This window comes from Sediminihabitans luteus (assembly GCF_002797595.1).
In the GTDB taxonomy this organism is placed as follows: Bacteria; Actinomycetota; Actinomycetes; order Actinomycetales; family Cellulomonadaceae; genus Paraoerskovia; species Paraoerskovia lutea.
In genome coordinates this window covers 629,977-643,027 of the sequence record NZ_PGFE01000001.1, presented here as the reverse complement: position 1 = coordinate 643,027, position 13,051 = coordinate 629,977, and the positions used below count along the sequence as shown (strand labels likewise).

Genomic DNA, 13,051 nt, shown 5'->3' with positions numbered 1-13,051 from the left:
GTCAGGCCTGCTTGATGGCCGAGAGGTCGAGCACGATCTTGATCTTGTCGCCCACGAGCACGCCGCCGGCCTCGAGCGCGGCGTTCCAGGTGAGGTCGAAGTCCTTGCGCGAGATCTCGGTCGTGGCCTCGAACCCGGCGCGGGGGTTGCCGAACGGGTCGGTCGCGGTGCCGGTGAACTCGGTCGCGAGGACGACGGGGCGGGTCACACCGTTGATCGTCATGTCGCCGTGGACGGCGAACTCGTCGTCGTCGGACTCGACCTTGGTCGAGGTGAAGGTCCAGGTCGGCTTGTTCTCGGCGTCCCAGAAGTCGGCGGAACGCAGGTGGTTGTCGCGGTTCTCGTCGCCGGTGGAGACCGAGGCGGCGTCGATCTCGGCGGTCACGGAGGACGTCGAGAGGTCGTCGCCGACGGTGATCGTCGCGCCGGTGATCGCGAGCGTGCCGCGCACCTTCGAGATGCCCGCGTGGCGGACGGTGAACGCCGCCTGCGAGTGGGACGGGTCGATGGCGTAGGTGCCGGCGGTCAGGCCTGCGGGAAGGGTCGTCATGATGGTCTCCTCGAAGTCGGTTGAACGTTCAACTACGTACGACTGCACAACACCACCCGAGCGGACTTTGTTCCCGACCGCACGCCGACCGCGCGCCGTGGCGCTCGTCACGTCTCGCCGAGACGTGTCGCCGTGGCCGGGGCAGGATGTGCTGATAAAAGTTGGCCGACACGAATCCCGACCGGGACCGGACGACCGAGGAGCCCCATGAGTGACCCCGTGACCGGGACCGGAGCCGAGCCCCGCTGGCTCGACGCCGAGCAGCAGCGGCACTGGCGCACCTACCTCGAGGGCGTCTCCCGGTTCATCGAGGCCCTCGGACGCGAGCACGAGCGGCACCTGAGCGTCTCGCTCAACGAGTACGAGCTGCTCGTGCGGCTGTCGGAGTCGCCGACCGGCACGGTCCGCATGTCGGTGCTCGCCGACGGACTCGCGCACTCGCGCAGCCGCGTGACGCACACGGTGGGCCGCATGGAGGCACGAGGGCTCGTCAAGCGCGTTGCCACGCCCGGCGACCGGCGCGGCGTCGACTGCGTGCTGACCGACACGGGCCGCCGCACGCTCGTGTCCGAGGCGCCCGCGCACGTGGCGGCGGTGCGCCGGCTCATGGTCGACGCCCTCACGCCCGAGCAGTTCGCGGCCCTCGGCGACGCCATGGCCGTGGTCGCGCGCACGTGCCGCGAGGCCGAGCCCGACTGACGTCACACGCCCGCGGTTCGGCGCCGGGGTCGAGGTTTGGGACACTGGTCGCATGGTCACCACGACGGTCCACCTCATGCGCCACGGCGAGGTCCACAACCCCGAGGGAATCCTCTACGGACGGATCCCCGGCTACCACCTGTCCGAGCGCGGTCACGAGATGGCCCGCCGCGTCGCCGCGCACCTCACCGACCCCGAGACCGAGCGCGACATCGCCGCGGTCATCGCGTCGCCGCTGCAGCGCGCGCAGGAGACCGCGACCCCCATCGCGCAGGCCGCGGGCGTCGAGCTGCTCACCGACGGACGCCTGATCGAGGCGGGCAACCACTTCGAGGGCATGACGTTCGGCGTCGGCGACGGGTCGCTCCGGCACCCCGAGCACTGGCGGTTCCTGTGGAACCCGTTCCGCCCGTCGTGGGGCGAGCCGTACCGGGCGCAGGTCGCCCGCATGCACGAGGTCGTCCACGCGGCCCGCGACGCCTACCGCGGGCGCGAGGTCGTGCTCGTGAGCCACCAGCTGCCCGTGTGGGTCACGCGCCTCGCGTTCGAGGGTCGCCGCCTGTGGCACGACCCGCGCAAGCGCGAGTGCACCCTCGCCTCGGTCACCGCGTTCCGGTTCGACGGTGACGAGCTCGCGGGGATCCACTACACCGAGCCTGCGGCCGACCTCCTCCCGGGCGCCGCGACCACCGCCGGCGCCTGACCCGTGCGTTCACAGGTTCGGCCCAGGATCGTCGAGGAACCTACTCGCATGGCCCACCTCCGAGACGCGTCCGCGCGCCCGCGCGCGCGCCGTGCCGTCGCCGACCGTGCGCTCGCCGCCGCGGCGCTCGTCGGGGTGCTCGCGCTCGCCGGGTGCTCCCAGTCCTCGGGCGTGACGAACGAGGGCAGCGACGTCACCGGTCAGGGCTACGTCTCGGGCGACGGCTCGGTCAAGACGTGGGCCCCCGACGACCGCTCCGACCCCGTGACCGTGACCGGCACCGACTTCGCGGGCGATCCCGTCGACACGAGCGACCACCAGGGCACGGTCGTGCTCCTGAACACCTGGTACGCGGGCTGCGCGCCCTGCCGCGCCGAGGCGCCGACACTCGTCGCGCTCGCCGAGGAGCACCCCGACGACGTCCAGATCATCGGGATCAACGGCGTGGACGACGCCGGGGCCGCGCAGGCCTTCGAACGGACCTTCTCGGTGCCGTACCCGTCGATCGCCGACACCACGGGCGCCGCGGTCGCGACGCTCCAGGGCACGGTGCCGCTCCAGGCCGTCCCCACGACCGTCGTCCTCGACCAGCAGGGCCGCGTCGCGGCGCGCGTGATCGGCGAGGCCGAGGCGTCGACGCTCGACGCAATCGTCGGCGACGTCCTCGCCGAGGACGCCTGACGTGGACCCGGCCGCCACCGCCTACTCGGGCTCCCTGCTGCTCGCGATCCCCGTCGCCGCCCTCGCCGGGCTCGTCTCGTTCGCGTCGCCGTGCGTGCTGCCGCTCGTGCCCGGCTACGTCGGCTACGTGAGCGGCATGGCCGCGGCCAACGCCGGCGGCCCGTCGGGCACGGCGTCGGACGGCGGCACCGCGGTCGCGACCGCACCGCACCGTCGGCGCGTGGTCGCCGGGGTCGCGCTGTTCGTCGCCGGGTTCGCCGTCGTGTTCGTGAGCCTCTCCGTGGTCGCGGGCGCGCTCGGCTCGTGGCTGCTGCGGTACGAGGACACGCTCATGCGCGTGCTCGGCGCCGTGGTCGTGCTCATGGGCCTGGTATTCCTCGGCGCGTTCTCGTTCCTGCAGCGCGAGGCGCGCTTCCACGTGAGCCCCCGCGCGGGGCTGTGGGGAGCTCCCGTGCTCGGCTTCGTGTTCGGCCTCGGCTGGGCCCCGTGCATCGGCCCGACCCTCGCCGCCGTCATGGCGCTCTCGCTCGACGGCGGCAGCCCCGCACGCGGCGCCACGCTCGGGCTCGCCTACAGCATCGGCCTCGGCCTGCCGTTCCTCGGGATCGCGCTCGGCCTCGAGTCGTCGAAGCGCATGGTCGGGTTCCTGCGCCGGCACCGCCTCGCCGTGATGCGCGCGGGCGGCGGACTGCTCGTGCTGCTCGGGCTCGCGCTCATGACCGGCGTGTGGCAGGAGTGGACCTCGCAGCTGACGGTCTGGATCTCCGGGTTCGAGCCGGTGCTGTGATGGGCGACAAGACCACGAGCACGGGCGGCTACCGCCCCGAGGGCATCGACGACGCGTTCAGCGACGGCACCAGCATCCCCGAGCCCGGCACCCCCGAGCCCGGCACCCCCCAGCCCGGCACCCCCCAGCCCGGCGGCTCCGGCGCGCCCGGGAGCGGCAGCACGACCGCCCCCGTGCTCCCGGCGCTCGGCTGGCGCGGCACGCTGCGCTGGACCTGGCGACAGCTCACGAGCATGCGCGTCGCGCTCATGCTCCTCATGCTCCTCGCGGTCGCCGCCGTGCCCGGGTCGGTCCTGCCGCAGAACGCGCAGGACCCGGCCGCCGTCGTCCAGTACGTCGCCGACCACCCCACGACCGGACCGTGGCTCGACCGTCTCGGGTTCTTCTCGGTCTACTCGTCGGTGTGGTTCTCGGCGATCTACATCCTGCTGTTCGTCTCGCTCGTCGGCTGCATCCTGCCGCGCGCGCTCGCGCACGGGCGGGCGCTGCGCAGCACCCCGCCGCGCACCCCGCGCACGTTCGGGCGGTTCCCCGCCCAGGCCGCGGCGACGACCACGGCCACGCCCGACGCGGTGGTCGAGGGCGCCGTCCGCCACCTGCGCTCGCGGTTCCTCGGGCTGCCGCGGTTCCGGGTCGTGGAGGACACCACCGACGCGGCGCGCGAGCGCGGCGAGCGGACCGTCACCGCGGAGCGCGGCTACCTGCGCGAGACCGGCAACCTCGTGTTCCACCTCGCGCTGCTCGGGCTGCTCGTGTCGGTCGCCACGGGCCAGCTGCTGCACTTCCGGGCCCAGGCCATCGTGATCGAGGGCCGCGGGTTCGCGAACTCGGTCGTCGACTACGACACGTTCGAGAACGGCGCGCTGTTCGACCCGTCGTCGCTCGAGCCGTTCACCATGACGCTCGACTCGTTCGAGTCGGAGTTCACCGAGACGGGCGAGGCGCGCGACTTCACGGCGCACGTCGGCGTGACCGACCCGGACGGCACCCAGCACGAGGAGTCGATCAAGGTCAACCACCCGCTCGACGTGGGCGGGGCCAAGATCTACCTCCAGGGCAACGGGTTCGCGCCGTCCGTCACGGTGACCGACGGCGCGGGCGAGGTCGCGTTCGAGGGCGCCGTCCCGTTCATCCCCGAGGACCAGGTCTACACCTCGCGCGGCGTCGTCAAGGTCCCCGACGTCTCGCCGGGCCAGGAGCAGCTCGGGTTCGTCGGGTACTTCCTGCCGACCGCGCAGGTCTCGGACGACGGTGCCGTGTCGCTGTTCCCGCAGCCCTACAACCCGATGCTCGTGCTCGACGTCTACGAGGGCGACCTCGGGCTCGACGACGGGCTGCCGCAGAACGTCTACCGGCTCGACACGAGCGAGATGACGCCCGTGCTCGACGACGACGGCGAGCGCCTCACGGTCGAGCTCGCACCGGGCGACACCGTGACGCTGCCCGACGGGCTCGGCACGATCTCGTTCGACGCGCTGCCGCGCTACGTCGCGCTCGACCTGCGGCACGACCCGGCGCTCACCTGGATCCTGGTGTTCGCGCTCTCGGCGCTCGGCGGGCTCGCGCTGTCGCTGTTCACGCCGCGCCGGCGCGTCTGGGTGCGGGTCGCCGCCGGGACCGGCGACGCGACCGGGCGTACCGTGATCACGGCGGCAGGTCTCGCACGGCACGACGACGCGGGCCTGCAGGCCGAGGTCGACGCGCTCGTCGCGGCGCTGCCCGGCGCCGGGACCGACGAGCAGCAGGGTCCCGCCGTGGGCCCGGCACAGGACAAGCCCGCCGCGGACGCCGCGTCGGACCGTACGAAGGAAGGCTGACCCATGACCGTCGCGGAGCTGAGCTACGACCTCGTGTGGGCGGCGGCGACCGTCCTCGCGATCGCGCTCGTCGCGTTCGCCTGGGACCTCGCGTCGCTCTCGAGCAGTCGGCAGGCGGTCAAGGACGCGGAGGCCGCACGGGCCGAGTCGGAGGAGCTGGCCTCGTCGGGGGAGTCGGAGGGTCTTGCTGCGTCGGCCGCGTCCGCCGAGGACGGCTCGTCGGTCGGTGGATCGTCGGTCGGTGGATCCTCGTCTGGCGGCTCGTCGTCGGGCGGCGTCGCGGTCGCCGAGCGCGCCCCGGCCGAGGGCCGCCGCCGCTCGAAGGCCGCGGGCATCGGCGTCTCGACGACGTTCCTCGCGACGGTGCTGCTGCTCGCGGCGATCGTCACGCGCGGCATCGCGGCGGGTCGTACGCCGTGGGCCAACATGTACGAGTTCTCGATGGTCGGCGCGTTCGTCGCGCTCGCGGTGTTCCTCGGCGTCAACGCGCGCCGCGACGTGCGGTACCTCGGTGCGTTCGTCACGGGGCTCGCGACCCTCTTCCTGGTGCTCGCGCAGAACGCGTTCTTCGTGCCCGCGAACGGCGTGCAGCCCGCGCTGCAGTCGTACTGGCTCGTGATCCACGTGGGTGTCGCGATCACCGCGACGGGCGTGTTCACGGTCGCGTTCGTGACGTCGGTGCTGCAGCTCCTGCGCGACTCGCGCGACAACGGCAGCGCGCTGCTCAACCGCAAGGCGTTCGGCTGGCTCGACGTGACGCCCGCTCCCACGCAGCTCGAGGCGCTGAGCTTCCGGATGAACGCGGTCGGCTTCGTGCTGTGGACGTTCACCGTGATCGGCGGCGCGATCTGGGCCGAGCACGCGTGGGCGCGCTACTGGGGCTGGGACCCCAAGGAGACGTGGAGCTTCATCGTGTGGGTCGTGTACGCGGCGTACCTGCACGCACGCACCACGCGCGGCTGGTCGGGCCGCCGGGCCGCGTACTTCGTGCTCGTCGGCTACGCGTGCGTGCTGTTCAACTTCACGGGCGTCAACCTGCTGTTCGACGGCAAGCACTCGTACTCGGGTCTGTGACCCGCGGCGCCCGGGTGCCCTGAGCGGCGGCCGGGCGCGACGAGCGCCCATCGGGGCGGTCCAGAGCAGGGCCTGTGCACATTGTGGCGCAGATCACGTCGGCTCAGGATGTCGGTGACAACGTCGTCACCACCGATCAGGAGTCGCTCCATGAGCTCGTACACCGCCCACTACGTCGACGGCCGTTGGCGCGAGGCCGAGAGCCCCGACACCTTCACCGTGACCGACGCCGCCCACGGCACCGTGATCGGTACGGTCCCCGCAGGCACGGCCCACGAGGTCGACCTCGCGGTGCAGGCCGCACGGGCCGCCTTCCCGGCGTGGGCCGCGCTCGACGTCGCGCAGCGCGTCGGCTACCTCAAGCTCGCGGCCGAGGAGCTCGCACGCCGGCAGAACGAGATCGCGGCTCTCGTGAGCCGCGAGGTCGGCATGCCGTACGCGACGTCGAACGTCGTCCAGGTGGGGCTGCCGCTGATGTCGCTCGCCGCGACCACCGAGCTCGCGCTCGAGCACCGGTTCGAGCAGCAGGTCTACAACTCGCTCGTCGTGAGCAAGCCCGTCGGCGTCGTCGCGACGATCACCCCCTGGAACTACCCGCTCCACCAGGTCGTCGCGAAGATCGCGCCCGCGCTCGCGGTTGGCTGCACCGTGGTCGCCAAGCCGAGCGAGGTCGCGCCCCTGAGCGCGTTCGTGCTCGCCGAGGTGCTCGACGCGGTCGGCCTGCCCGCGGGCGTGTTCAACCTCGTCAGCGGCGACGGCCCGACGGTCGGGGAGGCCATGGTCGCCCACCCGGGCGTCGACATGGTCTCCTTCACCGGGTCGACGCGGGCCGGGCGCCGCATCGGCGAGGTCGCGGCGCGCACCGTCAAGCGCGTCTCGCTCGAGCTCGGCGGCAAGTCGCCCCTGGTCGCGCTCGACGACGCCGACCCGCTCGCGGTCGTGACCACGAGCACGAGCGACTGCTTCCTCAACTCCGGGCAGACGTGCATCGCGCTGACGCGGCTCGTCGTCCCGGCGTCGCGCAAGGCCGAGTACGAGGCCATCGCGCGGGCCGCCGCCGAGGGCGTGGTCGTGGGGGACCCGTTCGACCCGGCGAGCGACATCGGGCCGCTCGTCTCGGCGACCCAGCTCGACCGCGTGCGCGAGTACGTGCAGGTCGGGATCGACGAGGGGGCCACCCTCCTCGCGGGCGGTCCCGACCCCGTCGAGGGCGTCGACGCGCAGGGCTACTACGTGCGACCGACGGTCTTCACGGACACGACGCCCGACATGCGGATCGTGCGCGAGGAGATCTTCGGTCCCGTCCTCGTCATCCAGACGTACGAGACCGAGGACGAGGCCGTCGCGCTCGCCAACGACACCGAGTACGGGCTCAACGCGGGCGTGTGGTCCGCGGACGTCGACCGCGCCGTCGCGTTCGCGCGCCGGCTCGACTCGGGGCAGGTCCAGGTCAACGACGGCGCGTTCAACATCCACGCGCCGTTCGGCGGCGTCAAGCAGTCGGGCAACGGCCGTGAGCTCGGGGTCGCGGGGATCGAGGACTTCCTCGTGACCTCCTCGCTCCAGCTCCCCTGACCGCACCGCCGGGCGGACGGCGGCCCCGCCGTCCGCCCGTGAGACACACCCCGCTGACGACGACGTCAGCCCGCCCGGCGACGACGCCGGGCCCTGAACCGAGGAGCGATGACGCACCATGCCTGAGACCCTGACCCCCGCCCGCCGCGCGACCCTCGCGGCGCTCGTCGACACGTTCGTCGCGGCCGTCCCGCACGACGGGGACGACCCGCACGGCTTCTGGGCGACCGCCGGCAGCGCGCTCGGCGCCGACGTCGCCGTCGAGCAGTACCTGACCACGCGGCTGCCCGCCGAGCAGCTCGCGGGGATCGTCGAGCTGCTCGACGCGTTCACGCTCACCGGGCTCAAGAACCAGCCGCAGCACGTGCGCGAGGCGACCGTCGGGGTCGTGTCGCGCATCGCCCCCGAGGCGGGGGTGGGCGTCGCGGCCGTGCGTCAGCTCGCGATCAACCTCGCGTACGCGATCACCGACGAGCAGGGTCGCAGCCCGCTGCTGACCGGCATGGGCTTCCCGGGCGTGCCCGACGTCGCCGACCGGCTCGGCCGCACGCTGACCGTGCACGAGACCACGCCGGGCGAGGTCGTCGAGTGCGACGTCGTCGTGGTCGGCTCGGGGTCGGGCGGCGGCGTCGCGGCTGCCGAGCTCGCCCGCGCCGGGCGTCGCGTCGTCGTCCTCGAGGCGGGCAGCTACTGGTCGGAGTCCGAATTCGGGGTCACCGAGCTCGCCGCCTACCAGCAGCTGTGCCTCAAGGGCGGCGTGTTCCCGACCGCGGACGGCATGGTCAACGTCGTCGCGGGCGGCGTCGTCGGTGGGGGCTCGACTGTCAACTGGTCGAACTCCGTCCCGCTGCCCGACCGCCTGCGCGAGCGGTGGGCGAGCGAGTTCGGGCTGACGGACGTCGCGGAGGACTCGTGGCTCGAGCACGCGCGCGCCGTCATGGACCGCCTCAAGGTCAACGACAAGGTCGCGTACCAGAACGGACCGCACACCAAGCTCGCGCAGGGGGCCGACCGGCTCGGGTGGTCGTACCAGACGGCCGCGCTCAACATCGACCCCGACCGGTACGTGCAGCACGCCGCCGGGTTCAGCGGGTTCGGCGACGCGACGGGGGCGAAGCAGGGCACGATGCGCACCTACCTGCAGGACGCGTCGGACGCGGGCGCGGTCCTCGTCCCCCGGGCGCGTGCGGTCGAGGTGCTCGTGGAGGACGGCGCGGCCGCGGGCGTCGCGGTCGAGATCCTCGACGACGCGGGCCAGGTCGCGCACACCGTCACGATCTCCGCACCGACCGTCGTGGTCGCGGCCGGCAGCATCGAGACGCCGGCGCTGCTGCTCCGCTCGGGCATCGGCGGCCCGGCCGTGGGAGCCGGGCTCAAGCTGCACCCGGCGGGCCTGGTCAGCGGCCTGTACGGCGACGAGGACCTCGCGCCCTACGACGGGCCCGCGCAGGCCGGGATCATGGACCAGTTCGGGGGCACGAGCACGGGCGGATCGGCGTTCCTCGTCGAAGGCGTGCAGCAGTTCCCGGGCCTGTACGCCTCGGTGACCCCGTGGACCTCGGCCGCCGAGCACAAGGAGCTCACGTCCCGGTACCGCTCGCGCGCCGACTGGGTGTTCATCATCGAGGACCTCGGCGGCGGCCGGATCAGCATCGACGACGACGGCCGCTCGGTCGCGACGTACCCGTTCGACCACGAGGGCGACCGCCGCACGTTCCGCAACGCGGTCGCCGCGTGCGTGCGCATGCACGCCGCGTCGGGTGCCGACACGATCTGGGTCGGTGGTCAGCCCGGCACGCCGTGGCACCGGGGCGAGGACGTCGAGGAGTTCGTCGCCCGGCTCGAGGAGCTCCCGCTCGGCGCGGGCGGGCTCGTCGCGTTCAGCGCGCACCAGATGGGCAGCGCACCGCTGGGCACGGACCCCGCGACGAGCGTCGCCGACGTCCGGGGCGAGCTGCACGACGTGCGCGGCGTGTGGATCGCCGACGCGAGCGGCATGCCGACGTGCTCGTCGGTCAACCCGATGATCACGGTCATGACGCTCGCGCGCCGCACCGCGCACCACGTGCTCGCCGGCTGAGGCGGTGGTCCCGGCCGTCCCCGGTGCGGGGCGGCCGGGACCGACGTCGACCGGCGGCTCCGTGGGGTCACGAGGTCGGGGTCAGCACGTCCCGTCCGAGCCGGTGCGCGAGCTCGAGCGCGAGGAACACGCGCAGGCGCCGCTGCGCGAGCGGCGCGCCCACGAGCGTGACCGCGCGGGCGACGCGCTGCAGCACCGTGTTGCGGTGCGTGAACAGCCGGGCCGCGGCGCGCGGCGCCGACTCGCCCTCCTCGAAGTAGACGAGGAGCGTGCGCCGCAGGTCGTCGAGCGTCGCGTCGTCGGCCGCGAGCCCGCCCAGGGCCTCGGCGACGAAGGCCCGGGCCCGCGCCGTGTCGGCGCCCGCGAGCGCGACCGGCCCGAGCTCGTCGCACCAGGTCAGGGCGCCGTGCTCGGCGTCCTGCATCGCGAAGCGCTGGACGTCCACGGCCACGTGGTGGCTCGTGCGGAACCCTTCGACGCCGCGCAGGGTCGGGCCGACCAGCACGTGCGGGGGCGCGTCGAGCGACGACCACGCCGTCGCGAGGGCGTCGCGCGCGACGTCCCCGGCCAGCCAGGCCCACAGCTGTCCCGCGCCGGCGCGAAGACCCACCCACCGGCACCCGAGCCGCGCCGCGATCGCGCTCGCAGCGGACTCGAGCGCGGCGTCGTCGGTGCGTCCGTCCCACAGCACGAGGCACGTGTGGCGTCCGCGCGCGTCGTAGCCGAACCGCGCGCTCACCGCGGCCGGGTCGACGGGCGCGGCGTCGAGCAGCAGCCGGATCGTCTCGGCGCGACGGTTGGTGCCGTGCGCGGCGATCTCGTCACGCTGGCGCTGGATCTCGGCGACCTCGAGCGCGAGCAGGTCGTTGACGTGGCCGAACAGCAGGTCGGACCCCTGCCGCAGCACGGCGGCGACCTCGGCGGGATCCTCGACGACGGCCCCGGTCGCGTCCATCCAGCGGTCCCAGATCGCCTGCTGGCCGTACCGGTACGCCTGGATCACGACGTCGACGTCGACGCTGCGCCGCACGAGGTTGGTGACCTTCTGCTGGATCTCGGGCAGCGGCTGCGCGGCGACCGGCCGGTCGGGGTGGGCGGCCACGGAGTGCAGGAAGTGCAGCACGGTGCGGCGGTTGCTCGCCGCGGTGTCGTCCGCGATGGCTCGGTCCGCCGCGAGCGCGGGGACGCGCGCGCCGACCTCGGCGTTGAGCTCGTGCACGACCGTCTCGACCGACCCGAGCAGCCGCTCGGCGACGGCCGCGACGAGCGCGGAGGTCCGGGCGAGGGGTGCGGGCAAGGGCGGGGACGTCGTCGTCATCCTTCGATGCTAGGACTCGTTCGTCGATGCCGGGTCGCGGAGCGGGGGCGCCGCCGATGTGCGATCGCACAGTCCGGTATCAGAGCGCGGGGCGGGCGCACATCGTCTGCGAGGTCTGCGGCTCCTAGCCTGAGCACGGGAGCGCCACGACCACGGGCGCCCCGAGGCGCTCGGGCGACGACGCACCGTGCGACCGGACCAGCACGAACGACCTGCACGAACCCACGAGCACGAACCCACGAGCACGAACCACAAGGAGGTGGACCCGTGGACGCGACCCTCGTCCCAGGCATCCCCGTCGCACGCATCCCCGACGCCCGCCGCGACGCCGACCCCACCGGCGCCTGCATCGCCGACGCCGGCACGACCCTCGACAACGCAGGCTTCGCGCGCGCGGTCGACGCGGCGGCAGCGCACCTCGCGACGCTCGGCGTCGCGCACGGCGGCACGGTCGCCGTCATGATGCCCAACCGGGTCGAGCTCGTCGTGACCATGTTCGCCGCCTGGCGCCTGGGCGCGGCGTGCACGCCGCTCAACCCCGCGCTCACGGCCGACGAGGCGCACTACCAGATCACCGACGCGCGCGCGGTCGTCGTCGTCGCGGACGAGCCCAGCACCGCCCGGCTCGGCGACGCGCCCGTGCCGGTCGTGCCGGCCGACGAGCTCGGCACGGTCGCGGGCGACGTCCCCGCGCCGAGCGCCGCCGACGACGACACCGCGCTGCTGATCTACACGAGCGGCACCACGGGCCGACCCAAGGGAGTCGTTCTCGACCACGCGAACGTCGCCGCGATGGGCCGCATGGTCATCGACTGGTTCGCGCTGACCGCCGAGGACCGGTCGCTGCTCATCATGCCGCTGTTCCACATCAACGGGATCGTCGTGAGCGTCGTCGCGCCGCTGCTCGCGGGCGGGACGTCCTACGTCGCGCCACGGTTCGACCCGACCGCGTTCTGGTCGCTGGTCGAGCGCGAGGGTGCCACGTACACCTCCGGGGTCCCGACCATCTACGCGATGCTGCTCGCCCTGCCCGACGCGCCGTCCTCGTCGACGCTCCGGTTCGCGGTCTGCGGGGCGGCTCCCATGCCGCCAGGACTGATCGAGCGGTTCGGGGCCCGCTACGGCGTGCCCGTGGTCGAGGGCTACGGCCTGTCGGAGACGACGGCCGCCTGCACCGCGAACCCGCTCGACGGCGAGCGCCGCGACGGGACGGTGGGCTTCGCGCTGCCGGGCTGCCGTATCCGCGTCGTGGACGCCGACGGTGCCGCGCTGCCCGTCGGGGAGGCGGGCGAGATCCAGGTGCAGGGGCCGAACGTCATGCGCGGCTACCTGGGCCGCCCGGAGGACACCGCGGCGGCGCTGCGCGACGGCTGGCTCGCCACGGGCGACGTCGGCGTGCTCGACGAGGACGGCTACCTGCGGCTCGTGGACCGGGTCAAGGACATGATCATCCGTGGCGGGGAGAACATCTACCCGATGGAGATCGAGAACGTCCTGCACCAGCACGACGCGGTGCAGGAGGTCGCGGTCGTCGGGCGGCCCGACGACATGTACGGCGAGCAGCCCGTCGCGGTCGTCGTGCTCGCCCCGGGGCACGAGCTGACGCTCGAGGACGTCGCGGAGTTCTGCTCGCAGCGGCTCGCGCGCTACAAGGTGCCGCGCGGACTGCTCGTGGTCGACGCGCTGCCGCGCAACGGCGTCGGCAAGGTCGTCAAGGGCGACCTGCGTGCGCTCGTGCGCGAGGGCGCGTCGGTCTAGGCGAGCTGA

Annotated in this window: 11 protein-coding genes; 9 read left to right on the top strand and 2 right to left on the bottom strand. The window is 73.5% G+C overall.

Going from position 1 to position 13,051, the window contains the following annotated elements; genetic code table 11:
• Position 1: 1 nt before the first annotated feature.
• Positions 2-550 (bottom strand): YceI family protein, encoded by a 549-nt coding sequence (locus CLV28_RS02965; protein ID WP_100421773.1) that lies wholly within the window; start codon positions 548-550, stop codon positions 2-4.
• A 207-nt stretch (positions 551-757) separates the two neighbouring features.
• On the opposite strand from CLV28_RS02965, the gene CLV28_RS02960 reads away from it, so the two are divergent.
• The 8 genes from CLV28_RS02960 to CLV28_RS02925 all read left to right on the top strand — a co-directional run bounded on the left by CLV28_RS02960 (position 758) and on the right by CLV28_RS02925 (position 9,966).
• Entirely contained in the window at positions 758-1,249 is a 492-nt protein-coding gene (locus tag CLV28_RS02960) for a MarR family winged helix-turn-helix transcriptional regulator (RefSeq protein ID WP_100421772.1), read from the top strand.
• Positions 1,250-1,301: 52 nt separating this feature from the next.
• Complete coding sequence (locus CLV28_RS02955) at positions 1,302-1,952, top strand: histidine phosphatase family protein (RefSeq protein WP_100421771.1); 651 nt, start codon at positions 1,302-1,304, stop codon at positions 1,950-1,952.
• 48 nt (positions 1,953-2,000) lie between these two features.
• Positions 2,001-2,633, top strand: coding sequence for a TlpA family protein disulfide reductase (locus tag CLV28_RS02950; protein ID WP_100421770.1), 633 nt, complete (start codon positions 2,001-2,003; stop codon positions 2,631-2,633).
• 1 nt (position 2,634) lies between these two features.
• Entirely contained in the window at positions 2,635-3,420 is a 786-nt protein-coding gene (locus CLV28_RS02945) for a cytochrome c biogenesis CcdA family protein (protein WP_100421769.1), read from the top strand.
• Positions 3,420-5,237: a cytochrome c biogenesis protein ResB gene (gene resB / locus CLV28_RS02940; RefSeq protein ID WP_100421768.1), complete on the top strand. Its 1,818-nt coding sequence runs from the start codon at positions 3,420-3,422 to the stop codon at positions 5,235-5,237. The genes CLV28_RS02945 and resB overlap by 1 nt, the downstream gene beginning before the upstream one ends.
• Positions 5,238-5,240: 3 nt before the next feature.
• Entirely contained in the window at positions 5,241-6,311 is a 1,071-nt protein-coding gene (gene ccsB, locus CLV28_RS02935) for a c-type cytochrome biogenesis protein CcsB (protein WP_100421767.1), read from the top strand.
• Positions 6,312-6,461: 150 nt separating this feature from the next.
• Positions 6,462-7,886 (top strand): aldehyde dehydrogenase family protein, encoded by a 1,425-nt coding sequence (locus tag CLV28_RS02930; protein WP_100421766.1) that lies wholly within the window; start codon positions 6,462-6,464, stop codon positions 7,884-7,886.
• Positions 7,887-8,004: 118 nt separating this feature from the next.
• Positions 8,005-9,966, top strand: a complete 1,962-nt coding sequence (locus CLV28_RS02925) for an FAD-dependent oxidoreductase (protein WP_100421765.1) — start codon at positions 8,005-8,007, stop codon at positions 9,964-9,966.
• Between the two features lie 67 nt (positions 9,967-10,033).
• Here CLV28_RS02925 and CLV28_RS02920 read toward each other — a convergent pair whose 3' ends face one another.
• Positions 10,034-11,284 carry a PucR family transcriptional regulator gene (locus CLV28_RS02920; RefSeq protein ID WP_100421764.1) on the bottom strand — a complete coding sequence of 417 codons (1,251 nt, stop codon included), beginning with the start codon at positions 11,282-11,284 and terminating at the stop codon, positions 10,034-10,036.
• 267 nt (positions 11,285-11,551) lie between these two features.
• On the opposite strand from CLV28_RS02920, the gene CLV28_RS02915 reads away from it, so the two are divergent.
• Complete coding sequence (locus tag CLV28_RS02915) at positions 11,552-13,042, top strand: class I adenylate-forming enzyme family protein (protein ID WP_239073110.1); 1,491 nt, start codon at positions 11,552-11,554, stop codon at positions 13,040-13,042.
• Positions 13,043-13,051: the final 9 nt, after the last annotated feature.